Raw genomic sequence first — 22,143 nt, 5'->3', positions numbered from 1 at the left:
CGGTGACCACGGGCAACGCCGGAGCCGCGCAGGCCGCCGTCCTCGACGAGGGCGTCGCGTCGGTGGCGGCTCCGGCGGCCCGCCGCCGGACGGGCCTGCACCGGCGGCAGTGGTCGGCCCTGCTGTACCTGGCCCCGGCGGTGCTGCTGTACGGGCTGTTCGTCCTGCTGCCGGCGCTGCACACGTTCTGGATCTCGCTGTTCTCCTGGGACGGCGTCACGCTGGCCAGCTGGGTCGGCTTCGACAACTACCGGCGGGTGTTCACCGAACCGCTGCTGCGGTCGTCCGTGCTGCACGCCCTGGTGCTCATCCTGTTCTTCGCCGTGCTGCCGATCCTGCTCGGCCTGGTGCTGACCGCGATCCTGTCCCGGCACCGGCGGCGCGGCATGTCCGCGTTCCGGGTGATCTTCTTCCTGCCGCAGATCGTGCCGCTGGTCGCGGTCGGCATCACCTGGCGCTGGATGTACGCCGACGACGGCGCGGTGAACCAGCTGCTGCGTGCCGTCGGTCTCGGGTCGCTGACGCAGGCCTGGCTCGGCGACTTCGATCTCGCGCTGGTCGCCGTGGGCCTGGTCGGCACCTGGACGCTGACCGGGCTCACCACCATGCTGTTCCTGGCCGGTGCGGCCAAGATCGACACCGCGCTGTTCGAGTCCGCCCGGATCGACGGTGCCGGCGCGGTGCGGGAGTTCTTCTCGGTGACCCTGCCGGCGCTGCGCGGCGAGATCGGCGTGGCGTTGACCGTCACCACCATCGCCGCGCTGGCCAGTTTCGACGTCGTCTACGTGACCACCAACGGCGCCCCCGGCAACACCACCACGGTGCCGGGCCTGCTGGTGTACCGGCTGGCGTTCACCGACGGCAAGGTCGGTCTGGCGTCCGCCCTGGCCATCTGCTTGACCGTGCTGATCCTGCTGGTGGTGCTGGTGATCAACACCCTGGTCGGCGGGCAGGACCGGCGATGAGGGCGACGCGCGGCGAGAACGTCGTCGGGTACCTGCTCCTCGCACTGATGACGGTGGTCACCCTGGTGCCGTTCGCCAGCATCCTGCTGGCGTCGCTGCACGCGCCGGGCACCCTGATCGCGGGCCTGTCGATCCCGACGTCGCCGAGCCTGGACAGCTTCCGGCGCGCGTGGACCGCGGCGTCGTTCGGCCGGCTGCTGATCAACAGCGCGATCATCGGCATCTGCGTGGTGCCGCTGGCGGTGGTGCTGGCGACGCTGGCCGGGTACGCCCTGGCCGTGCTGCGGGTGCCGGCCGGCGGATTCTTCTTCCGGCTCTTCCTGCTCGGCCTCACGCTGCCGGTCGAGCTCATCGTGGTGCCGCTCTACTTCGACCTGCGCAGCATCGGGCTCACCGACACGTACCTGGGCGTCGTCCTCGCCGAGTCGGCGCTGTTCCTGCCGTTCGGGGTCTTCTGGATGCGCACGCACTTCCGCACCAGCCCGCGGGAACTGGTCGAGGCGGCGCAGCTGGACGGCGCCGGGTCGTTCACGGTGCTGACCCGGGTGCTGCTGCCGCTGGCCGGCCCGGCCGTCTCGACGATGGCCGTGCTGTTCTTCATGTGGTCGTGGAACCAGTTCCTCCTGGTGCTGATCCTGCTGCAGGACCCGACGACCCGGACGGCGCCGGCCGGTCTCGGGTTCTTCGTCGGCCAGTACACCAGCGACATCCCGGTGCTGTGCGCCGGCACGTTGATCGTGATCCTGCCGATCTTCGTTGTCTACCTGCTGTTCCAGCGCAAGTTCATCAGCGGCATGCTGCAAGGTGCGGTGAAGGGATGACCGTGGCGCCATCGGGTCCGGAGGTCACCGCCGTGGGAGTGGTGGGTGCCGGCGGCATCTCCCGGGTGCACGTCGACGCCTGGCACCGGTTGGGTCTGGACGTCGTGGTGTTCTCGATCGACGGGCGGGCCGGCGAGGTCGCCGCGTCGGTGGGCGGCCGGGCCGTCGACTCGCTGGACGACCTGCTGGCCGCGGTGCAGGTGGTCGACGTCTGCGTCCCGACCTACGAGCACCCGGCGGTGGTCGCGGCCGCGGCGGCCGCCGGCCGGCACGTGGTGTGCGAGAAACCGCTGGCCGTCACCCACGACGCGGCCGCCGACATGATCTCGCGCTGCGCCGCGGCGGGCGTCCAGCTCTACCCCGGGCAGGTGGTGCGGTACTTCCCGCAGAACGCGGTGGCCAAGGCCGCGGTCGACGCGGGTCGGATCGGGAGCCCCGCGGTGCTCCGGCTGACCCGGCGCGGGGCGGCGCCGGCCGCCCCGTGGTTCGCCGACCCGGCCCTGTCCGGCGGCGTCATCGTGGACCAGATGATCCACGACATCGACTACGCGCGCTGGATCGCCGGCGAGGTGGAGACGGTGTGGGCCTCGGTGGCCGGCGGCGACTTCAGCAGCCAGCAGGTCGCCTCCGTCGTGCTCGGCCACGAGAACGGGACGCTGTCCCAGCTCACCGGCGGGTGGGGCGGACCGGACCAGGTGTTCACCACGTCGCTGTCGCTGGCCGGCTCGGCCGGGTTGATCGAGCACACCACCCGCGGCCGGGATCCGGTGCAGTGGGAGACGGTCCAGGTGGACGACCACCGCGGCGCGCTGCTGCCCGACGCCGACCCGGCGTTCTCGCCGTACCTGTTCGAGCTGGCCGAGTTCCTCGCCGCCTTCCGCGGCGGTCCGACCCCGCGGGTGACGGCGGCGGACAGCCTCGCGGCGCTGGACGTGGCCCTGGCCGCGACGGCGTCGGCGGCGCGCGGCGAGGCCGTGGACGTGAAGAGGTTCCTGGGATGACGCTGCGGGTCGGTCTGGTCTCGTTCGCGCACGTGCACGCCGCGGGGTACGCCGCGCTGCTGCGGGAGTGGCCCGGGGTGTCGCTGCTCGCCCTCGACCCGGACGCCGACACCGCACCGGCCGGCGAGCTGCGCGGCGCCGCCATGGCCGAGTCGCTGGGTGTCGAGCTCGCCGGGTCCGCCGAGGAGTTCTGGGCGCGGCGCCCGGACGCCGTCGTGGTCTGCACCGAGAACGCCCGGCACCGGCCGTGGGTCGAGGCCGCGGCCCACGCCGGAGCCGCCGTGCTCTGCGAGAAGCCTTTGGCCACCACGCTCGCCGACGCCGAGGCGCTCGTCGCGGCCTGCGACGCGGCGGGGGTGCTGCTGATGACGGCGTACCCGGTCGGCTTCCACCCGGCCTTCGCGTCGCTGACGCGGTCGGTACGGGCCGGCGCGATCGGCACGGTGATCGCCGCGACCGGCACCAACAACGGCGGAGCGCCGATCGACCACCGCAGCTGGTTCGGCGACGCGGCACTCGCCGGCGGCGGCGCGCTGATGGACCACGTCGTCCACCTGGCCGACCTCCTGGACGTGGTGGTGCCGGCACCGGCCGTGCAGGTGTACGCGCGGACCAACCGGGTCGTGCACGCCGACCGGGTCGACGTCGAGACGGGCGGGCTGGTCGCCATCACCTACGGCGACGGCACGCACGCCGTGCTGGACTGCAGCTGGAGCGTGCCGCCGGGCTACCCGGCGTGGGGCGGCCTGACGCTGCGGGTCGAGGGCTCGCGGGGGGCCGTGGAGTTCGACCCGTTCGGCGAGCGGCTCGCCGTCTACTCCGGCGACGAGCGCTGGCAGGACTACGGTCCCGACCTGGATCGGCTGATGCTGGCCGAGTTCCTCGACTGCGTCCGCACCGGCCGCCGACCGCGGTCCGACGGCGCCGCGGGGCTTCGCACGCTGCGCATCGTGCTCGCCGCCCAGCGCTCGGCGGAGCTCGGGACGACGGTGCCGGTCGGCGGGTCCTGACCCGGCTCCTCCCGGGTCAGGCCGGCGGCAGGACCAGCGTCCGCCTGTCCACGACGACGGTGAGCCGGCCCCGCAGGTCGACCTGATCGGGGAGGTCGACGCGGGAGGTGGTGGCTGCGTCGTCGGCGCTGCAACTGACCGGGGCACGCGTCGCAGCGGGGTCCACTCCATCGCGGTAGGCCGTGCTGAGCACCACGGTGTGCGAGTCGGTGGCGACGAGGGTCACCGGCACCTGCGGACAGCTGCTGCTTCCGTTGATCGTGACGTACAGCGCCCGGCCGGCCCTGGCCCGCACGACCGCCACGCGGGGGTACAAGTCCTGCGCAGGAAGCTCGGTGGCTCCCGGGCGTCCGGTGCCGATCACCACGGGTGAGCCGCGGAGCTCGGAGCCCGACGGCTCGGAATGGGGCACGAAGCTCGGCCGGATGGCGAAGCCGACCGTGGAGCCGACCGTGAACGGCGTGAGCGCTGCGGCCGACGTCGACGCGCTCGCCATCGCGCCGGGTCGAGCCGTCGTAGGCGCCGCTGTGGGGCGCGACGAGGTCGTTCCGGAGAGCGACTGCCAGGACGTGGTTTGCTGCCGCGCGTCCGGCTCGGCGGCCGGTGGTGTGCATCCTGCGACGATCAGCAGGACGTTCAGGAGAGCCGCTGCGCCGGCAACCCCGGCGCGAGGGGACAACGTCATGTCGGGTGGACGGACGGTGCGAGGTCGTTCGTTGCAGGTTCCCCGGCGTCTCCGGTTGAGGACCGGCGCTCCGGGAACCACGCTGGTGCCAGGAGGTGGGACATGCCCAAGACGACGAAGAGCGGCAAGCCCAAGCAGGACGAGCTGCCCAGCACGCTGCAGCGATCGGACCCCAAGGCGCAGGCAACGTTCACCAAGACCTACGACTCGGCGATCGAGACCTACGACGGCGACGAGCAGGCCGCGCACCGGGTCGCCTTCGCGGCCGTCAAGCACACCCACGAGAAGGTCGGCGACCACTGGGAGCCCAAGGAGGAGTACGGCCCGTCCGACGATCGCGCCGAGGGCGGCCTCGGCACCGACGCCCCGACGGCGGGCGGCGTGGACGCGCACGCGTCGAAGAAGCACCTGTACGAGCTGGCCACCCGGCTGGGGGTGAGCGGCCGGTCCCGGATGAGCAAGGACGAGCTGGTCGAGGCGCTGCAGCGGGCGAACAACCGCGAGTCGGCACGGGCCCGGAAGAAGTAGCCGCCATCCCCGGTCCGGCGGCGCGCCGGCGGGCGGCACCGCCTATCGTCGGCACCCGAGGGCCGGCCGGCGTCCGGGCGGGCCGTGGCGCGCGGGAGGGCCTGTGAACCTGGAGAAGGTGATCTTCGGCTTCTTCGTGCTGCTGGCCGCCACGCTCAACTTCGGGTTCTTCATCGGCGACATCTCGAACTCCGCGCTGCACAACGTGTACGAGCTGCTGGCCGCCGTGGTCGTCAGCCTGATCACCACCGTGCTCAAGTTCGGCGACCGGACGCAGATCGGCGCGGTGCACCTGGCCACCAGCCTGGTGGCGGACCTGCAGCTGGTGTGCGCCGCGGTGGTCTGGGCGTGGGCCACCAAGATCTCGGCCACCGGCCTGACGGAAGGCGCGACGGCCAGTGTCGTCTCGCTCTCCGGCGGCGCGCTGCTGGCCAACCTGGTCTCGGTGGTGCTGCTGGTCGTCGAGACCGCGTCCTTCCGCCGCAGCTGACCCGGGGACCGCAACATGCGCCACGTGCTGCGGGTCTTCTGGCAGCAGCTGTTCGGCCGCGACGAGCGCGCCCGCGGGCTGCGCAACTGGCACACCTCGATCGCCCCGGACTCGGCGACGTCCACGACGTTCTTCCTGCTCATGCGGCGCATGCGGGTCCCGCTGATCACCCTGATCACGATCTTCACGGTGAGCGTCGTGGGGCTCACCCTGGTGCCGGGCCAGGACGCCGCCGGCCGGCCCGCACCGATGGACGTCTTCGACGCGTTCTACTTCATGAGCTACACCGCCACCACGATCGGCTTCGGGGAGCTGCCCGCGGCGTTCACCGCGGCGCAGCGGCTCTGGGTGATCGTGACGATCTACCTCACCGTGGTCGGCTGGGCCTACGCCATCGGTGCGCTGCTGACCCTGCTGCAGGACCGCGCCTTCCGGCAGGCGCTGGCGTGGCGGCGGTTCAGCCGGCAGGTCGCCCGGCTGCGCGAACCGTTCCTGCTGCTGGCCGGCTACGGCCGGACCGGTGAGCTGCTCGGCCGGTCCTTCGACGCGCTCGGCCAGCAGCTCGTCGTGGTGGACAAGGCCCAGGACCGCATCGACGCGCTGGACCTGGCCGCCTACCGGGTCGGCGTCCCGGGCCTGGCGGCCGACGCGCGGAACCCGCACCACCTCGGGCTGGCCGGCCTGGACCATCCCTACTGCACCGGCGTGCTGGCCCTCACCGACGACGACGAGGCCAACCTGGCCATCGCGATGACGGCCGCGCTGTTGCGGCCGGAGCTGGCCGTGATCACCCGCACGCTGTCGCGCACCACCGCCGCCCGCATGCGGGACTTCGGCAGCCCGACCGTCGTGAACCCGTTCGACCGGTTCGGCGACCACCTGCGGTTGGCCTTGCGCGCCCCGGCCTCCTACCAGCTGCTGTCCTGGCTGGAGGCCGGACCGGGCGCCGAGCTGCCGCCGCGCGCCGATCCGCCGCAGCAGGGCCGGTGGGTGATGTGCGGCTACGGCCGGTTCGGTCGCGAGCTGACCGCGGACCTGGAGGCGGAGGGACTCGAGGTCACCGTGGTGGAGACCACCGGGAACCCGGACCGGTCGGGCGGTCTCCCGGCCGGCGTCCAGGACGGGACGGCGGGCGCCGAGGAGTCGGTGCTGGCCGCCGCGGACCTGGGCACCGCGGTCGGTCTGGTGGCGGGGACGAGCAACGACGTCACCAACCTGTCGCTGCTGTCGGCGGCCCGGCGCCGCAACCCGGACCTGTTCCTGGCCGCCCGGCAGAACCGGCCGGAGAGCGCGCCGCTGTTCGCGGCCCTCGGCGTCGACTCGTTGCTGGTCCCGACCGAGGTCATCGCGCACGAGGTGTACGCGCAGCTGTCCACCCCGCTGCTGTGGCGGTTCCTGCAGGAGATGCCGGCGCAGGGGGACGACTGGGCGCGGCGGTTGATCGAGCGACTGTCCCGCGACTGCGGCACGGCGCTGCCGCCGCTGTGGCGCACGGACCTCAGCCCGGCGGCCGCGCCGGCACTGCACCGGTGGCTGCAGGACGGCGACGCCCGGCTCGGCGAGCTGCTGCGCAGTCCGGAGGACCGCGACCGGCCGCTGCGGGTGGTCGCGCTGCTGGTGCGGCGAGGTGACGAGGTGACCGTCACCCCGGACCCCGACCTCCGGCTGCGCCCCGGGGACCAGCTCCTGATGGCCGGACGCCCCGCCGACCGGCGAGCCTTCGAGGCCCTGCTGTCCGACGACTCGCTGGTCGAGTACGTCGTACACGGCCGGCACGTGCCGTCGGGATGGATCGGCCGGCGGCTGGCGGGACAGCCCGCCGGCCGCCGGTGACGCCGGTGACGCGGTGACGCCGGCCGCGGTCCACCTGGCGGCGGCCGCGGCCTACGCCGGCTTCCAGTGGACGGTGCACCTGGTGCTCTACCCGCAGTTCGCGCTGGTGGGTCCGGACGTGGCGGCCCGGTACGCCGCCGCCCACCAGCGCCGGATCACCCCGCTGGTCGCCGTGCTGTTCGCCGCGTGGGGCGGCACCGCGCTCTGGTGGCTCCTGGCGCCCGACGGGCGGGGGCGCTGGCCCGGCGTGGTCGCCGGCCTGCTGCTCGTCGCGGTGCTCGCGGTCACCGCCTTCGCGGCGGTGCCGGAGCACCGCCGGCTGGCCCGCGGCTGGGACCCGCAAGCCCACCGCCGGCTGCTCCGGGCGGACGCCGTACGGGTCCTGCTGGCCAGCGTCGACCTGGCCTGGGCGCTCTGGCTCGTCGCCGGCTGACCCCGGCGGGCCCGGGAACGAAAGAACCGGCCGGCCCGGAGGGCCGGCCGGTTCCGCTGGTCCGTTCCCGGTGCGGCGCGGCTCCCGACACCGCCGCCGCCCGGCACCGCCCGGGTCAGACGCGCGAGCGCGACCCGAACCGGATCCAGAGCAGCAGGACGATGACCGCCCCGATCACCGAGCCGATGATGCCCGAGGGCTGGAAGAAGCCGTCGTTGGCATCCTTGTGGAAGATCAGGTAGCCGAGGAAGCCACCGACGAACGATCCGATGACCCCGATCACGATCGTCGCGGTGATCGAGAGGTTCTGCTTGCCCGGCACGAGCAGCCGGGCGATCGCACCGGCGATGAGGCCGATGATCAGCAGGCTGATGATGAGTCCGAGGATGTGCATGGTGTCCGCTCCTTGGTGAGGCTGACCAGCCACGTCGCGGGCGTTGCGGCGGGCCCACGGGTGACTGGTGTGGTCGGGGCCGGCGGGATGCCGACCTCTCGCTCCATTCTGTACCCCTAGGGCTGGTGCACCACACCCCTACGGGGGTTACTGTCGGGCCATGGCTACTCGTAGTCCCGCGCCGATCACCGTGGCGCTCGTCGACGACTACGACGTGGTCCTCACCGGCGTCGCCCACCTGTTCGACCAGTACCGGGACCGCATCGTCGTCGCCGAGATCGACGCCAACACCGAGCTGCACGACGCGGTCGACATCGTCCTGTACGACTCCTTCGCGCAGGCCGAGGCCGACGGTGACGAGATCGCCGTGCTGGTGCGACACCCTGCCGCGCGCCGTGTGGTCGTCTACACGTGGAACTTCCACCCGGACCTGATCGAGTCGGCGCGACGCCAGGGTGCTTCGGGATACCTGTCCAAGACCCTGCCGGCGCGCGACCTGGTCGCGGCGCTGGAGCAGGTGCACGCCGGTCAGGAGGTCATCAGCGAACCGCCCAAGCAGAACCGGGTGGCCAGCGGGCTGAACTGGCCCGGTCGGGGCGAGGGGCTGACGGACCGCGAGTCGGAGATCCTGGCCCTGATCACCCAGGGCCGCAGCAACGCGGACGTGGCGGCGCTGACCTTCCTCAGCCCGAACACCGTCAAGTCCTACATCCGCTCGATCTACCGCAAGATCGGCGTCACCAGCCGCACCCAGGCGGTGCTGTGGGGCGTCGGCAACGGGTTCACCCCGGACCACCGGCGCATCGACCACTGGCGCGGCGGTCCCTGATCGGACCGCCCCGGCGGCGCGGTCAGCCGTCCCCGAGCGGCGCGAGCTCGGGGCGGTCGGCCAGCGGCAGGTCGGTGTCGAGCGGACCGGCCGCCGGGTCCTGGCCGCACCGGTACCGGTAGACGGTGGTGTCGTCGATCAACAGGTAGGTGTGCACCCCGCTGCGGCTCCAGTGCAGCACCATCAGGCCGTACCGCTGCGCCAGTGCGGCGATCGTCGGGAACTCCGTCACGTCGACGGTGTGCCGGTCGGCCGGGGCCGCCATCGGCGACACCTCCGCCAGCAGGCGGGACCAGCGGCGGCGGATCACCTGGGCCGGGTCCGCGGCGGTCACCCGGCCGGCGAGCGCGGCGCAGCCCGCGGCGGCGACCGCGCCGGCCACCACGACCAGCACGGCGATCAGCCTGGCCTGGTCGACGGTGGGACGCAGCACGGCCAGGTCGACGGTGCGCGGCACGGTGGTCACCGCGCCGGGCTGCACGTCGGTGGCGGTGGACGCGGCCTCCCCGGCCGGCGCGAACTGCAGCGCGGTCAGCCGGAACGGCATCGAGGGGGCGAAGGCGGCGGCGCCGGGTACCTCGACGCGCGGGGACAGCGTGACGTCCACCGTCCCCGCCGGGATGCCGATCGCGGCGGCGGCCGCCTGGGCGCGGTCCTGCCACCCGGCGAGGTCGACCGGGATCTCCACGGTGTCGCCGGTGCCGGCGGTCCGCGCGGGACCGGCCAGCCGCAGCGTGGTGTGCCAGCCGTTGTCGGTGGCCAGGCCGACGTCGACCCGCAGCGTGCCGGCCGGCCCGGTGTAGGCCAGCTGCAGCGTCACGTCGTCGGTGATCCTGCGGAACACCGGCTCCGGCGCGGTCACCGTGGTGCCGTCGTAGGCGGCGGTGCGCGGCACCGTGGCGCTGTAGCCCACCGTCAGCGAGCGGTGCGTCGAGGGGTCCGCGGCCGGAGCGGTGGCGGGGACGAAAAAGGCGTAGCCGCCCAGCGCCAGTCCGGCGGCGACGACGACCCCGACGGCCGCCAGCACGGCCTGCAGCGGTCGGGGCAGCGCCGTGAGCGCGACCGGCCGGCGGCGCGGCGCGCCCTGGTCGAGGTGGTGGCTCATCGCCGATCTCCTCCTGCGTCGGGCCGACCGGCGGCCGCGGCGGATGCCCGCGCCGCCGAGCAGCGGCACCAGCACGGCCGCGAAGGCCAGCACGAAGGGGTTGGTCAGGGTGCGCAGCCAGCGGCCGACGCCGGGCAGGTGCAGCACCGCCCGGCCGGCCACGTCGGCCGTGCCGGGGTGGAAGGGGTCCACCGACTGGTTGTTGTCGCCCTTCATCGTCCAGCCGGCGACCGGGTCGCCACCGATGATGCGGTGCAGCACCAGGGCTCGGGCGCCGGACGCCCGGTAGGCGACGATGTCACCGGGCCGGTAACCGCTCTGGTGCTGGACGAGCACCAGATCGCCCTGGTGGTACAGCGGTTCCATGCTCACGCCGGAGGTGACCACGGCGGTCCACCGGCCGGAGACGAGCAGCACGGCGACCACCACGGCCGCGGCGGCCAGCAGTGCCACGAGGGCTCGTCCCGCCCTGCGCATCGGCATCTCCCCCGGCTACGACGTTCTCCAGCCCGACGCGGTGACGGTCCCTGCAGTGCAGGACGTCCGGCCGGGCGGGTGCGGTGCCGGCGTCCCGCGCCGGCACCACACCCCTGTCAGGTCCGCGCCCGTCAGCTGACGGTGATGCTGGCGCCGGTGACACCGGTCGCCGGGTCAGAGGTGGCGTCGCAGACCGAGGTGTTGGTCCCTGCGTCGATCGGCGCGCAGGTGAACGCGGTGGCACCGCTACCCGCGAAGACGATCGCCACGGCCTTGCCGCCCGCCCCCGGGGCGAAGGTGAGGGTGGCCTGGTCGATGGCGGTGTTGCTGGTGTCGGTGAACTGGTAGGCGACACTGGTCAGCGTCGCGCCGGTCACGGTCTGCGACACGGTGCCGCCGATGAACTGGCTGGCGGGGGCGGTGCTGGACAGGCCGGCGCCGGTGAAGGCGGCGCCGCCGGCGACGGCCAGACCCACGAAGGCGGCGGCGACGGCGATCTTGCTGGAGGTGCGCATGGAGGCGTTCGCTCTCTGTTCGGTAGCCCGGCCGACCGCGAGGGTCCCGTGACTTTGCGTCCCCGGCTCGCGCCGGGTTTGCCTTTGACGAATGTCGGACCGGTGCGACGCGGACGCCGTCACCGGGACTGCCAACCGGTTGTGGGTACGACCGTAGGCACCACCGTCACCCGTGCGGCGCAGTCGGCGTCGGGATCACCGTTCCGGACGCCGGATCACCGGCCCGGGGTCTGGTCCTTGCACAGGGTCACGAGCGCGCGACGCCGCCGCCCCGCCCCGGTGCTCGTCCGGGGCGGGGCGGTGGGCGCGTTCGGTCAGCCCAGCCGGCCCAGCAGCCGCTCGAAGTCGACCGGCGCGTCGAACGGGTCGTCGGGCACGGTGCGGGAGCCGGCCGAGACCAACTCGGCCAGTTGGCGTGCCGCCCGCTCGATCCGGCTACCCAGGGCGACATCGGCGTCGTCGGCGCCGAAGTCGTCCGTGGCGGCGAAGACCGCGGTCGGGACCACCACGGCCTTGAGGTAGGTCAGCAGCGGCCGGAGGGCGTGCTCGGTGACCAGCGAGTGCCGCGCCGAACCTCCGGTGGCCGCCACCAGCGTGGGCAGGTCGGTGAGGGCGTCCCGGTCCAGGACGTCGAAGAACGTCTTGAACAATCCGCTGTAGGAGGCGCTGAAGACCGGCGACACCGCGATGAGCCCGTCCGCGTCGGCCACCGTGCGCAGCGCCGCGGCGAGCGCGGGCGACGGGAAGCCCGTCACCAGGTGATCGGCGAGGTCACGGGCGAGCTCGCGCAGCTCGACGACGTCGACCGCCGCGTCGACGCCGCGCTCCAGTAGGTGGTCGCGGGTGGCGCCGGCCAGCCGGTCGGCCAGCAACCGGCTGCCCGACGGCTGCCCGAGGCCGCCGGAGACCACGGCGATGCGGCGGGCGGTCATCGGGCCACCACCGCGTCCGGCTCCGCAACGGGAACCTCGATGGCGGCACGGGCCTCGCCGGCGGCACGGGCCGCGGCCACCAGGCTCCGATGCGTCGGCGCCTCCGGCACGTGCGCCGGGCGCAGCGCGTCGAACTCCTTGCGCAGGGTCGGCACGACCTCCTCGCCGAGCAGGTCCAGCTGCTCCAGCACCGTCTTCAGCGGCAGGCCGGCGTGGTCGACGAGGAACAGCTGGCGCTGGTAGTCACCGAAGTACTCGCGGAACCCCATCGTCTTGTCGATCGCCTCGGCCGGGCTGCCGACCGTCAGCGGCGTCATCTCGGTGAAGTCCTCGAGCGACGGTCCGTGGCCGTACACCGGGGCGTTGTCGAAGTAGGGGCGGAACCGGCGCACCGCCTCCTGCGAGTTGCGGTGCAGGAATACCTGACCGCCCAGCCCGACGACGGCCTGGTCGGCGCTGCCGTGCCCGTAGTGCTCGAACCGGGTCCGGTACAGCTCGATCAGCCGCCGGAAGTGCTCGCGCGGCCAGAAGATGTGGTTGGCGAAGAAGCCGTCGCCGTAGTAGGCGGCCTGCTCGGCGATCTCGGGACTGCGGATGGATCCGTGCCACACGAACGGCGGGACCCCGTCCAGCGGCCGCGGGGTCGAGGTGAAGCCGCGCAACGGGGTACGGAAGCGGCCCTTCCAGTCCACCACGTCCTCGCGCCACAGCCGGCGCAGCAGGTCGTAGTTCTCGACAGCCAGCTCGATGCCCTTGGTGATGTCCTTGCCGAACCACGGGTAGACCGGCCCGGTGTTGCCCCGGCCCATCATCAGGTCGACCCGACCGTCCGCCAGGTGCTGCAGCATCGCGAAGTCCTCGGCGATCTTCACCGGGTCGTTCGTGGTGATCAGCGTGGTGGACGTGGACAGGATGAGGCGCTCGGTCCTGGCCGCGACGTAGCCGAGCATGGTGGTCGGCGAGGACGGCACGAACGGCGGGTTGTGGTGCTCGCCGGTCGCGAAGACGTCCAGCCCCACCTCCTCGGCCTTCTGCGCGATGGTGACCATCGCCTTGATCCGCTCGGCCTCGGTCGGCGTCCGGCCGGTGGTCGGGTCGGTCGTCACGTCGCCGACGGTGAAGACCCCGAACTGCATGGCTCGCTCCTCTGCCTCGCCCGGCCCGGCGGGCCGGTGGTTGATCTGTCAACCACTGCCCTGAACCACGGCGGCCGCGGATCCATTCCCCCGCATGAAAACCGTCCCGCCGTGCGGAACGACCGGCAGCCGACCCTTCCGCAGCGGCCCGGTGCTGCTGTAACTTTTGTGTCGTTGTCGCCGTCACGGTGTGAACCTGTAACAAGGACGTCATGGTGGCGGGTCACCATGACCCCGGCAGAACGCTTGTCCCGGCCGCCAGGAGCTTGCATGAGCAGCACAGACGACGTCGCCCTCGTCGACCACCACTGCCACGGTCTGTTGCGGACGGATCCGTCCCCCGACGAGTTCCGCGTGCTCGCCACGGAGTCGGACCGGCTCACGCCGGACGGCACGGAGACCCTGGACTCCCCGTTCGGGCTCGGCATCCAGAGGTTCTGCGCGCCGCTGCTGGACCTGCCCCGGCACGCCGGCGTGGAGTCCTACCTGGACCGGCGGGCCGAGCTGGGCCGGGAGACGGTCGATCGGCGGCTGATGGCCGCGACCGGTACCGGGCGACTGCTCATCGACAGCGGCTCGCTGATGTCCCCGCTGCTGTCCCCGCGCGAGATGGAGGACGGCCTCGGCATACCGGCCGACGAGATCGTCCGGCTCGAGCACGTCGCCGAGACCGTCGCCCGGACGGCCACGGCCGCGTCCTTCGCCGACGACGTGCGGGCCGCGCTGCAGGAGGCGGACGCGGCCGGCGCCGTCGGCTGGAAGTCGATCATCGCCTACCGCTACGGCCTGGACATCCGGCCGGACCCGCCGACCGCCACGCAGGTCACCGAAGCGGCCGGGCGCTGGCTCGCCGGCTGCGAGGCCTCCGGCCGGTACCGCCTCGAGGACCCGGTGCTGCTGCACTTCCTGATCTGGGCCGCCATCCCGTTCGGCAAGCCGATCCAGTTCCACGCCGGGTACGGCGACAGCGACATCGAGCTGTTCCGGGCGGATCCGTCCCGCGCCACCCGGTTCTTCGCCGCCACCGTCGACTCGGGCGCGAGCTTCACGCTGCTGCACTGCTACCCGTTCGTCCGCGAGGCCGCGGTGCTGTCCCAGGTGTTCCCGCACGTCTACTGCGACGTCGGTTCGGTGACGCACTTCCTCGGTCCCAGCGCCGGCACCGTCGTCCGGCAGGTGATGGAGATCGCGCCGTTCAGCAAGGTCCTCTACTCCTCCGACGCGCACGCGATCTCCGAGGAGTACCTGGTCAGCGCGCTGGCCTGGCGGCGGGAGACCGGGCGGCTGCTGGACGAGTGGATCGCCGACGACTGGCTGACCGCGGACCACGCGGAGCGGATCGCCGCGGACATCGGCGCCGGCAACGCCGTCCGGCTGTACCGGCTCCAGGCCGCGTCGACTGGCTCTCGGTGAGGACCGCGGACCTGGTCCTGCTCCGTGACGAGGCGCTGGCCCGGCTGTCCCGCGAGCTGCCGGCGGCGGTGGAGCTGCGGCACCGGATCCACCACGACCCGCGGGTCGGCGGCGACGAGGCGGCCACCGCGGCCGCGGTCGCCGAGGCGCTCGGCGGTGGACGGGACCTGGCCGGCGGGTTGTGGTTGCGGGTGGGACCCGGGACCGGCCGCGCGGTCGGCCTGCGTGCCGAGCTGGACGCGCTGCCGATCACCGAGGACACCGGGCTGCCGTGGAGTTCCGGCCGACCGGGCGTCGCCCACCTGTGCGGCCACGACGTGCACACCGCCGCGCTGGTGGCCGTCACCCGCGCCTTCAACGGGCTCGAGCTGCCGATCGCCGCGGTGGCCGCGTTCCAGCCGCGCGAGGAGACCATCCCCTCCGGCGCCCTGGACTTCGTGCAGGACCCGGACTTCCTGTCCAACGACATCCGGGCGATGGTCGCGGTGCACCTGCAGCCCTTGCTCGCCCAGGGGTCGGTGTCGGCCGCCGGCGGCGCCATCAACGCGGCGGCCGACAACTTCCGGATCGTCGTCGAGGGCGAGCCCGCCCACGGCGCCTACCCGCACCTGTCCCGGGACCCGGTGGTCGCGGTGGCCGGGGTCATCCAGGCGATCCAGCACCTCGTCGCCCGGCGCATCGACCCCATGCACCCCTCCGTGGTGACCATCGGGAAGATCGCCGGTGGCGACTCGGACAACCAGATACCGGCATCGGTTTCGCTGTACGGGACGATCCGCACGTTCACCCAGGACGACCGTGTCGCGCTGCACCGGATGCTCCAGGAGGTCGCGACCGGTGTCGCGCTGGCCCACGGCTGCGTCGCGTCGACCGTGGTGGACCGCGGCGAACCCGTGTTGCACAACGACGAGGTGCTGGCGGCTGCGGTCGAACACGCCTTGACGTCCGACGGTTTCGCGGCGGCGCGGCCGGTGCGGTCGTGCGGCGCAGACGATTTCAGCCACTACGCGTCCGCCTTCCCGTCGCTGATGGTCTTCGCCGGCACCGGCGACGGCCATCCCGGGTCCCCCGGCCTGCACCACCCCCGCTTCGCCCCGCCGGACGGCGACGTGGAGCAGGTCGCCCGCATGCTGTTGGCGGCGTACTTCGGCATCGTCGGCACCGTCCTCACGACCTAGGAGTGTCCGTGGCAGCGTTCCGACCACCGCTCGTCGACAGCTCCCGCATCCGGGCGCTGGCCGTCGCGCACCTGGACAACGCGGGGATCAGCCGGCTGAAGCTCCTGCCGCAGCACAAGGTCTCGTCCGCCGGCAGCAAGGGCGCCACCATGTCGCTGTCGGTCGGCATGCTGTTCTCGGTCGACGACCACGTGAACTCGGTGCCCGAACTGGACGCCACGGTGGGCGACCTGCGGGCGGTCCCGGACATGTCGGCGGTGGCGCTGCTGGACGAGCAGCGCGGCCTGGCCTGGGCGCCCGCCGACATCCGGTCCCTCGACGGCTCGCCGCACTCCACCTGCCAGCGTTCGCTGCTCGCCGCGGTGGACGCCCGGGCCCGGCAGGCCGGCCTGGACTTCCTGGTCGGCTTCGAGATCGAGTTCACCCTGTTCACCGGGACCAAGGCGGCCCCGGTGCTGGCGCACACCGGGCCGGGGTACGGCATGCTGCCGTTCCTGGAGCTGGAGAGCTGGCACCTGGACCTGCTGGACGCGCTCGCCATCGCCGGCGTGCCGGCGGAGCAGCTGCACCCGGAGTACGGCCCCGGGCAGCTGGAGCTGTCCCTGGCCCCGCGGCCGGCGGTGCGGGCGGTGGACGACTACGTGCTGGCGCGACAGGTGATCACCCGGGTGTCCCAGGCGCACGGCCTGCTCGTGTCGTTCGCCCCCGTCCCCGTCGTCGGGGCCATCGCCAACGGCTGCCACGTGCACCTGTCCGCCACCCGCGACGGCCGGCCCGTCTTCCACGATCCCGGCCAGCCGACCGGTTTCTCGCCCGAGGCCGGCCACCTGGTGGCCGGCGTGCTCGAGCACCTGGACGAGGGTGTGGCGCTGCTCGGCGGCAGCACGTTGAGCTTCGAGCGACTGCGCCCGCACAACTGGGCCGGCGCCTACGTCTGCTGGGGCACCGGCAACCGTGAGGCCGCGGTCCGGTACATGCCCGGTGCGGCCGGGTTCGGCGGCGAGCAGTCGAACATCGAGATCAAGTGCGTGGATCCGGCCGCGAACCAGTACCTGGCGGTCGCCGCCCTGATGGGTTCCGCGCTGGACGGCCTCGACCGCCGGCTGCCGCTGCCCGCCGAGGTGCAGGTCGAGCCGGGCACGCTCGGCGAGGCCGAGCGCGCCGCCGGCCGGGTCCGTCCGTTCCCGCCGGACCTGGGCGCAGCGCTGCAGCTGCTGGCCGGCAGCCCGTTCTTCGCCGAACTGCTCGGACCCGTCCTGCACAGCTCGTACTGTGCGGTGCGACAGCACGACTGGGAGACGTTCGGCACCCGGCCGCCGGCCGACGTCGCCGCTGCGGTGCGGTGGCGCTTCTAGGATCGGCGCAGCTCACGCCGCCGCCACCGGACGGTGGCCGGTGCGCGGGCCGTCGGGGGTAGGGGGATCACCATGAGCGGGTCTCGCGCGGACGCCGACGAGCCCGACGTCTCCGTGGCCGCGCTGGTCCGGGAGCGGCTCGCGACGTTCAGCCCCAGCGAGCGCAAGGTCGCCAGGGTGCTGCTGGCCGGGTATCCCATCGCCGGTCTGGAGACGGTCGCCGAGCTCGCCGGTCGGGCCAACGTCAGCCCGCCGACCGTGGTGCGCTTCGTGTCCCGGCTCGGTTTCTCCGGCCACCCGGCGTTCCAGCGGGCGCTGCGCCACGAGCTGCACACCAACCTCGGGTCGCCACTGGCGCAGTACGCCAAGAACCTGCACCCCGGCGGCCCGGAGGCGTTGCTGCCGCACGCCTCCGACGTCTTCACCACCAACCTGGCCGAGTCGTTCCACGAGTTGCCGCGGACCGAGTTCGACGCCGCCGTGCGGTTGCTGTGCGACCCGCGCAAGCGGGTGCACCTGGCCGGCGGCCGGTTCAGCCGGCTGCTCGCCGAGTACCTCACGCTGCACCTGCAGATGCTGCGCAGCGACGCCGCGATGGCACCCGAGGAGGAGACGGCCCGGCTCGGCCTGGTGGCCGACAGCTCGAAGTCGGACGTCCTGGTGATCTTCGACTACCGCCGGTACGACACCGAGTCGGTGCTCTTCGCCCGGCGCATGGCGGACCGCGGGTGCGCCGTCGTGCTGCTGACCGACAGCGGCCTGTCCCCCGCGGCCGACGTGGCCTCGGTGGTCCTGCCGGCCCGGGTCGAGTCGCCGTCACCGTTCGACTCGCTGGTGCCGGCGATGGCCATGGTCGAGGCGCTGATCGCCTCGATCGGCGAGCGGCTGGGCGAGCAGGGCCGCCGACGGCTGGAGCTGATCGAGCGCATGCGCTCCGGTGCGGGCGCGGAGTCCGCCGCACCGTCGTCCTGACCCGGCGCCCGGCGCCCGGCCGGGCCTCAGTCCTGCGCGACCCCGCAGTACTCGATGGCCGTCAGCGCGTACGTCTTCGCCGCGGTGACCAGCTGGTCGATGGCCACGTACTCGTCCTCGGCGTGCGCGGTGAGGGCGTTGCCCGGGCCGTAGACCACGCCCGGGATCTGCTGCGCCTCCATCCAGGTGATGTCGCACAGACCGAAGAAGCCCTCGAGCCCCGGGCCGGTGGCGCCGCTCGGGTCGCCGACCGCACGGCTGTGCGCGGCGGCCAGGGCCGGCAACAGGTCCAGGTCGCCCGGGGTGGTGTACGGCGGCCACAGCAGCTTCCACTCGAACACCGGCTCGTGCTCGCGCAGCCACGAGTCGTTGGCGCAGGCGTCGCGGACCACGCCCTCGATCTCCGCGATGACCTCCTCGTTGCTGCGGGCCGGGTTGTGCGTCACGCAGTACTCGACCGTCAGCTCGTCGGGGACGCCGAACGGCACGCGGAAGCCGTGCGGGTGGGCCTCGAGCACGCCGGGCAGGATCGAGAAGTGGCCGTCCCGGTACAGCGGGTGCCGGTCGTCCCGCGCCCAGCGCTGCTGGAGGTCCTGCAGGGCCCGGTAGATCACCCAGTACCGGTCGATCACGTTGACGCCCAGGGACGTTCCCTGCAGTGCCGGCTGCGCGACGTACCCGTACAGGCTCGAGTGCGCGATCTTCCCGGTCAGCGTCAGCGAGAACCACAGCCCGCCGCTGCTCACGGTCGCCAGCCTCGGCGCGGCGTCGTCGTAGTTGGTGGGCTCGACGATCAGCGCGGCGTCCGCCCCGTACCCGGCCTGCACGGCGGCGGTGGTGCCGATCGTGTGGTCGCCCACCTCCTCGCCGACGACCGCCTGCAGCACCAGGTCGCCCCGCAGCCGCACCCCTGCCTCGGCCAGCGCCAGCGCGGCGAAGCCGGCCGCCACCACGCCGCCCTTGTCGTCGCTGGCACCGCGGCCGTGCACCGCCGTATCGGTGATCAGCCCGGAGAACGGGTCCCGGCTCCAGCGCGAGGGATTCGTCGGGACGACGTCGACATGTCCGTTGAACACCAGCGACCGGCCACCGCCGGTGCCCCGGATCCGGCCGCAGGCGTTGTCCCGCCCGGCCTCCACGACGACCATCTCGACGTCCGCGCCCGCCGACCGGTACACGTCCGCCATCAGGCGGCTGACCTCGGCCTCGCGGCCGACCAGGCTGTCGTAGTCCTGGCCCGGGTACCGCGGGTCCACGCTCGCGATCCGGACGGCGGCGGAGGTGGTCTCCACCAGCCTGGGGGCCAGCCGGTCGACGGCGTCCAGGACGGCGGCGCGCGGGTCGGTGGGGGCGTCGTCGGGCATGGGTTCGCCTCTCGGTCACCGCGACGGCGGCAGCGGACGCCGGTGCCACGGATCGTCGGGTCGCAGGGTTGTGTCGCGCCCGGCGTGCGGCCGTGGGACGACGGTGGACCGCTTCACCGTAGGTCGTAACAGATGTTAGAGGCAATGGGTCTTGTCGCCAGAACTGAAATCGGCATAACCTGCGGCGGTGGATGAGGCGACGCCGACGGGCGGCCGCCGGGTGACGTCCCGGTCCGTGCCGCAGTGGCCCGACGCCGCACCCGCACCGCCGCCGGCCGGCCGGTGCTGGACGGTGTTCGACCTGGCCGCCCGGGGCACCACCGCCCGGGACTGGCACCGCCGGCTTACCGTGGCCGGGCTGGACGCCGAGCTGGTCACCGTGCCCGAGCCGCAGCTCACCGGTTGGATCGAGGCGCTGCCGCCGGCCTTCGGCGAGCTGGCTTCCCGCCGCCACGTCGGGTGGCGGGTCGCCGCCGTCGGCCCCGAGCACGCGGTGCTCGCGCTGCGGGCCTGCGCCGTCGAGGCGGGCCTGATGGACGCCGAGCTGCACCTGCACGCCGACCGCCGGACCCACCGCCGGGTCTACTGCCCGCACTGCGGCGCCACGACCCTCGCCGCCGGCGACCGGTTCCGGTGCGCGGGCTGCGCGCGGACACTGCTGGTGCACGACCACGTGTCGCTGTCCAGCGGCCGGTACCTGGGTTCCGTCGACACCCCGGACGCCGCACCGGGAGCCGCACGGTGACCGGCGACGACCGGCTCACCGTCGCCGCTGTCGAGCAGACCACTGTCGACGTGCGGTCGTACGTGCTGACCAGCCACCGGCCGCTGCGCCCGTACGAGCCCGGCTCGCACCTGGTCGTGGGGCTGGACGGCGTGCGCACCTGCTACTCGTTGACCGACGACGGCACCGCACCCGACGCCTACCGCATCAGCGTCCGGCGCACCGGACGGGGCGGCCTGTCGGACGCGCTGCACGACACCGTCCGGGTCGGCGGCCAGCTGTCCGTGTCGGGCCCGCGGTCGGCGTTCCCGCCCGTGCCGCACGCCCGCCACCACCTCTTCGTCGCGGCCGGCATCGGGATCACCCCGATCCTGTCCCACCTCGGGGCGGCGCGTCGCTGGGGACGCAGCTGCAGCGTGGTCTACGGGTACCGGAGCGGCGCCGCGGCGCACCTGGAGCTGGTCCGCCGGCTGGCCGGCGCCGACCTGGTCGAGGCCCCCGGCCGCACCGCGCTGGCGTCGGCCGTCGCGGAGGCCGTCGAGCGGCAACCGGTCGGCACCCACCTCTACGCCTGCGGACCGCGCGCCGTCCTGGACCTGGTCACCGACCGCTGCGCGGCGGCGGGCTGGCCGCCGGAGCGGGTACACGTCGAGCACTTCACCGCACCGGACCTCGATGCCGGGGCGCCGTTCGAGGTCCTGGTCCGGTCGTCGGGCCGGCGGCTGCCGGTGCCCGCGGGGGTCAGCCTGCTGGAGGTCCTCGAGCGGGACGGCGTCGCCGTCGACCACCTGTGCCGGACCGGAGTCTGCGGGCGGTGCCGCATCGGGGTGCTGGCCGGGACCCCCGAGCACCGCGACCTGGTGCTGCCCGCGGCGCTGCGCGACGCCGCCGACCGCATGTACCCCTGCGTCTCCCGAGCCGGCACCGCAGAGCTGGAGCTGGACCTGTGACCACCGCACCGCGCACACCCGACACCGCGCCGTCGTACGCCACCCCGCTGGCCGAGCTGGCCTGGCCGTTCGAGCCGGGCGCCGACACGTACCGGTACTGGATCAACGTCGAGCGCGGGCGCCGACCGGTCGCGACGGCCGCCGGGTCCTGGGGACGGCACGTCCTCGAGGTGGACGGCGGATACCCCGCGGTGATGGCAGAGCGCACCGCCATCCTCGACCGCGAGCCGCGCCGCTGCTCGGCCCTGCCGCACGCCCTGCCGGCGGCCTGGGAGGCGCTGGAGTTCGGGCTGGCCGAGATCGCGCCGCAGCGTCCCGACCTCTTCCGGCTGCAGCGGGGGGATGACGGCGTCCTGCGGTGGCGCAACGACCTGCTGGGCACGCGGTGGTCCGCCCGGACCGGCGACCCGCTGGTGGACGGCGCGCACCCGCTGGCCGCGCTCGCCGGGCAGGTGCAGGAGGACCTGTTCCTGCTCGGCCCGCGGGAGGACCGGCTGTACGTCGACGCGGTGGCCGCGACCTTCACCGGCTCCTGGTCCAGCAGCTTCTCGCTGGGTATGTCGTTCGCCGACCTGCACTCCCCCGTGCCGCGGATCCGGGACAGCGGCATGGTCGACCGCACCGAGCGGTTCCTGCTGTCCCTGGACCCCGGCGACGTCTACCGCCGGACCAACTGGAGCATCTACGACAGCGGCCGGCTCGACGCCAGCCTGGAGGCGAGCCACCGGCGCGACCCGGGGCACGCGGTTCGCAGCGCCACCGAGCACCGCTACGGGTCGCTGCGGCTGCGGGTCGAGCTGCAGCACCTGGTCCGGCTGCCCGCGACGGGCGCCCTGCTCTTCCTGATCAAGACGCAGCTGGCCGCCTTCGCCGACATCGTCACGGTGCCGCAGTGGGCCGGCCAGTTGCGGTCCGTGCTGGCGGAGCTACCGGAGGACATGGCCGCCTACAAGGGATTCGCCCGGTACCGACCCGGGTTGCTCGACTGGTTCGACCTGTAACAACCATTTCACGTACGGGCCTTGACGCGTCG

General features: G+C 73.4%; 23 protein-coding genes and 1 riboswitch. Of the genes, 16 read left to right on the top strand and 7 right to left on the bottom strand.

Annotation, left to right across the window (positions count from 1 at the left end; genetic code table 11):
- Window positions 1-2 precede the first annotated feature (2 nt).
- The 4 genes from IEY37_RS09410 to IEY37_RS09395 are packed head-to-tail and all read left to right on the top strand — an operon-like array spanning window position 3 to window position 3,797.
- The gene (locus IEY37_RS09410; RefSeq protein WP_229674223.1) at window positions 3-965 is read left to right on the top strand and encodes a carbohydrate ABC transporter permease; all 963 of its coding nucleotides are present in this window, start codon (window positions 3-5) and stop codon (window positions 963-965) included.
- Window positions 962-1,786 carry a carbohydrate ABC transporter permease gene (locus tag IEY37_RS09405; RefSeq protein ID WP_188941266.1) on the top strand — a complete coding sequence of 275 codons (825 nt, stop codon included), beginning with the start codon at window positions 962-964 and terminating at the stop codon, window positions 1,784-1,786. The genes IEY37_RS09410 and IEY37_RS09405 overlap by 4 nt, the downstream gene beginning before the upstream one ends.
- Complete coding sequence (locus IEY37_RS09400; RefSeq protein ID WP_188941265.1) at window positions 1,783-2,787, top strand: Gfo/Idh/MocA family protein; 1,005 nt, start codon at window positions 1,783-1,785, stop codon at window positions 2,785-2,787. Before IEY37_RS09405 ends, IEY37_RS09400 begins: the two co-directional genes overlap by 4 nt.
- Entirely contained in the window at window positions 2,784-3,797 is a 1,014-nt protein-coding gene (locus IEY37_RS09395; RefSeq protein ID WP_188941264.1) for a Gfo/Idh/MocA family protein, read from the top strand. Before IEY37_RS09400 ends, IEY37_RS09395 begins: the two co-directional genes overlap by 4 nt.
- Before the next feature lie 16 nt (window positions 3,798-3,813).
- Here IEY37_RS09395 and IEY37_RS09390 read toward each other — a convergent pair whose 3' ends face one another.
- Complete coding sequence (locus IEY37_RS09390; RefSeq protein ID WP_188941263.1) at window positions 3,814-4,293, bottom strand: hypothetical protein; 480 nt, start codon at window positions 4,291-4,293, stop codon at window positions 3,814-3,816.
- Window positions 4,294-4,584: 291 nt separating this feature from the next.
- On the opposite strand from IEY37_RS09390, the gene IEY37_RS09385 reads away from it, so the two are divergent.
- From IEY37_RS09385 to IEY37_RS09370, 4 genes are all read left to right on the top strand, one after another.
- Window positions 4,585-5,010, top strand: coding sequence for a ChaB family protein (locus IEY37_RS09385; protein ID WP_188941262.1), 426 nt, complete (start codon window positions 4,585-4,587; stop codon window positions 5,008-5,010).
- Between the two features lie 103 nt (window positions 5,011-5,113).
- Entirely contained in the window at window positions 5,114-5,500 is a 387-nt protein-coding gene (locus IEY37_RS09380; RefSeq protein WP_188941261.1) for a DUF6394 family protein, read from the top strand.
- A 15-nt stretch (window positions 5,501-5,515) separates the two neighbouring features.
- Complete coding sequence (locus IEY37_RS09375) at window positions 5,516-7,333, top strand: potassium channel family protein (RefSeq protein WP_188941260.1); 1,818 nt, start codon at window positions 5,516-5,518, stop codon at window positions 7,331-7,333.
- 13 nt (window positions 7,334-7,346) lie between these two features.
- On the top strand, window positions 7,347-7,766 hold the full coding sequence (locus IEY37_RS09370) for a DUF1772 domain-containing protein (protein WP_188941259.1): 420 nt from the start codon (window positions 7,347-7,349) through the stop codon (window positions 7,764-7,766).
- A gap of 115 nt (window positions 7,767-7,881) precedes the next feature.
- On the opposite strand, the gene IEY37_RS09365 is transcribed toward IEY37_RS09370, so the two are convergent.
- Window positions 7,882-8,154, bottom strand: a complete 273-nt coding sequence (locus tag IEY37_RS09365) for a GlsB/YeaQ/YmgE family stress response membrane protein (protein ID WP_188941516.1) — start codon at window positions 8,152-8,154, stop codon at window positions 7,882-7,884.
- Window positions 8,155-8,320: 166 nt separating this feature from the next.
- Here IEY37_RS09365 and IEY37_RS09360 point away from each other — a divergent pair, with 166 nt between their 5' ends.
- Complete coding sequence (locus IEY37_RS09360) at window positions 8,321-8,989, top strand: response regulator transcription factor (protein ID WP_188941258.1); 669 nt, start codon at window positions 8,321-8,323, stop codon at window positions 8,987-8,989.
- Window positions 8,990-9,011: 22 nt separating this feature from the next.
- On the opposite strand, the gene IEY37_RS09355 is transcribed toward IEY37_RS09360, so the two are convergent.
- From IEY37_RS09355 to IEY37_RS09340, 4 genes are all read right to left on the bottom strand, one after another.
- A complete protein-coding gene (locus tag IEY37_RS09355; protein ID WP_188941257.1) occupies window positions 9,012-10,547 on the bottom strand; it encodes a signal peptidase I in 1,536 nt (511 codons plus the stop codon).
- 155 nt (window positions 10,548-10,702) lie between these two features.
- Complete coding sequence (locus tag IEY37_RS09350; RefSeq protein ID WP_188941256.1) at window positions 10,703-11,086, bottom strand: hypothetical protein; 384 nt, start codon at window positions 11,084-11,086, stop codon at window positions 10,703-10,705.
- An 18-nt stretch (window positions 11,087-11,104) separates the two neighbouring features.
- Window positions 11,105-11,179: riboswitch (cyclic di-GMP riboswitch) on the bottom strand.
- A 221-nt stretch (window positions 11,180-11,400) separates the two neighbouring features.
- Complete coding sequence (locus IEY37_RS09345) at window positions 11,401-12,018, bottom strand: FMN reductase (protein WP_188941255.1); 618 nt, start codon at window positions 12,016-12,018, stop codon at window positions 11,401-11,403.
- Window positions 12,015-13,154: an LLM class flavin-dependent oxidoreductase gene (locus tag IEY37_RS09340; RefSeq protein ID WP_188941254.1), complete on the bottom strand. Its 1,140-nt coding sequence runs from the start codon at window positions 13,152-13,154 to the stop codon at window positions 12,015-12,017. Before IEY37_RS09340 ends, IEY37_RS09345 begins: the two co-directional genes overlap by 4 nt.
- Window positions 13,155-13,424: 270 nt before the next feature.
- On the opposite strand from IEY37_RS09340, the gene IEY37_RS09335 reads away from it, so the two are divergent.
- From IEY37_RS09335 to IEY37_RS09320, 4 genes are all read left to right on the top strand, one after another.
- On the top strand, window positions 13,425-14,567 hold the full coding sequence (locus IEY37_RS09335) for an amidohydrolase family protein (protein ID WP_188941253.1): 1,143 nt from the start codon (window positions 13,425-13,427) through the stop codon (window positions 14,565-14,567).
- On the top strand, window positions 14,564-15,745 hold the full coding sequence (locus IEY37_RS09330; protein WP_188941252.1) for a M20 metallopeptidase family protein: 1,182 nt from the start codon (window positions 14,564-14,566) through the stop codon (window positions 15,743-15,745). Before IEY37_RS09335 ends, IEY37_RS09330 begins: the two co-directional genes overlap by 4 nt.
- Window positions 15,746-15,753: 8 nt before the next feature.
- Window positions 15,754-17,100, top strand: a complete 1,347-nt coding sequence (locus IEY37_RS09325) for a type I glutamate--ammonia ligase (protein WP_188941251.1) — start codon at window positions 15,754-15,756, stop codon at window positions 17,098-17,100.
- Between the two features lie 72 nt (window positions 17,101-17,172).
- On the top strand, window positions 17,173-18,072 hold the full coding sequence (locus IEY37_RS09320; protein ID WP_188941250.1) for a MurR/RpiR family transcriptional regulator: 900 nt from the start codon (window positions 17,173-17,175) through the stop codon (window positions 18,070-18,072).
- A gap of 26 nt (window positions 18,073-18,098) precedes the next feature.
- Here the strand turns inward: IEY37_RS09320 and IEY37_RS09315 are convergent, their stop codons facing one another.
- Window positions 18,099-19,436, bottom strand: a complete 1,338-nt coding sequence (locus tag IEY37_RS09315; RefSeq protein WP_188941249.1) for a M20/M25/M40 family metallo-hydrolase — start codon at window positions 19,434-19,436, stop codon at window positions 18,099-18,101.
- A 187-nt stretch (window positions 19,437-19,623) separates the two neighbouring features.
- Here IEY37_RS09315 and IEY37_RS09310 point away from each other — a divergent pair, with 187 nt between their 5' ends.
- The 3 genes from IEY37_RS09310 to IEY37_RS09300 are packed head-to-tail and all read left to right on the top strand — an operon-like array spanning window position 19,624 to window position 22,111.
- Entirely contained in the window at window positions 19,624-20,181 is a 558-nt protein-coding gene (locus IEY37_RS09310; RefSeq protein WP_188941248.1) for a dimethylamine monooxygenase subunit DmmA family protein, read from the top strand.
- Window positions 20,178-21,110, top strand: coding sequence for a PDR/VanB family oxidoreductase (locus tag IEY37_RS09305; RefSeq protein ID WP_188941247.1), 933 nt, complete (start codon window positions 20,178-20,180; stop codon window positions 21,108-21,110). The genes IEY37_RS09310 and IEY37_RS09305 overlap by 4 nt, the downstream gene beginning before the upstream one ends.
- On the top strand, window positions 21,107-22,111 hold the full coding sequence (locus IEY37_RS09300; protein ID WP_188941246.1) for a heme-dependent oxidative N-demethylase family protein: 1,005 nt from the start codon (window positions 21,107-21,109) through the stop codon (window positions 22,109-22,111). Before IEY37_RS09305 ends, IEY37_RS09300 begins: the two co-directional genes overlap by 4 nt.
- Window positions 22,112-22,143 lie beyond the last annotated feature (32 nt).

This window comes from Nakamurella endophytica (assembly GCF_014646215.1).
Classification (GTDB): Bacteria; Actinomycetota; Actinomycetes; order Mycobacteriales; family Nakamurellaceae; genus Nakamurella; species Nakamurella endophytica.
This window is presented reverse-complemented; position numbering and strand designations above follow the sequence as displayed.

What these genes read in the sequence shown, in the direction of transcription:
- IEY37_RS09405 (WP_188941266.1), top strand. Translation starts at nt 962, where the DNA reads ATGAGGGCGACGCGCGGCGAGAACGTCGTCGGGTACCTGCTCCTCGCA.
- IEY37_RS09400 (WP_188941265.1), top strand. Translation starts at nt 1,783, where the DNA reads ATGACCGTGGCGCCATCGGGTCCGGAGGTCACCGCCGTGGGAGTGGTG.
- IEY37_RS09395 (WP_188941264.1), top strand. Translation starts at nt 2,784, where the DNA reads ATGACGCTGCGGGTCGGTCTGGTCTCGTTCGCGCACGTGCACGCCGCG.
- IEY37_RS09390 (WP_188941263.1), bottom strand. Translation starts at nt 4,293, where the DNA reads ATGGCGAGCGCGTCGACGTCGGCCGCAGCGCTCACGCCGTTCACGGTC.
- IEY37_RS09385 (WP_188941262.1), top strand. Translation starts at nt 4,585, where the DNA reads ATGCCCAAGACGACGAAGAGCGGCAAGCCCAAGCAGGACGAGCTGCCC.
- IEY37_RS09375 (WP_188941260.1), top strand. Translation starts at nt 5,516, where the DNA reads ATGCGCCACGTGCTGCGGGTCTTCTGGCAGCAGCTGTTCGGCCGCGAC.
- IEY37_RS09360 (WP_188941258.1), top strand. Translation starts at nt 8,321, where the DNA reads ATGGCTACTCGTAGTCCCGCGCCGATCACCGTGGCGCTCGTCGACGAC.
- IEY37_RS09350 (WP_188941256.1), bottom strand. Translation starts at nt 11,086, where the DNA reads ATGCGCACCTCCAGCAAGATCGCCGTCGCCGCCGCCTTCGTGGGTCTG.
- IEY37_RS09345 (WP_188941255.1), bottom strand. Translation starts at nt 12,018, where the DNA reads ATGACCGCCCGCCGCATCGCCGTGGTCTCCGGCGGCCTCGGGCAGCCG.
- IEY37_RS09340 (WP_188941254.1), bottom strand. Translation starts at nt 13,154, where the DNA reads ATGCAGTTCGGGGTCTTCACCGTCGGCGACGTGACGACCGACCCGACC.
- IEY37_RS09335 (WP_188941253.1), top strand. Translation starts at nt 13,425, where the DNA reads ATGAGCAGCACAGACGACGTCGCCCTCGTCGACCACCACTGCCACGGT.
- IEY37_RS09320 (WP_188941250.1), top strand. Translation starts at nt 17,173, where the DNA reads ATGAGCGGGTCTCGCGCGGACGCCGACGAGCCCGACGTCTCCGTGGCC.
- IEY37_RS09315 (WP_188941249.1), bottom strand. Translation starts at nt 19,436, where the DNA reads ATGCCCGACGACGCCCCCACCGACCCGCGCGCCGCCGTCCTGGACGCC.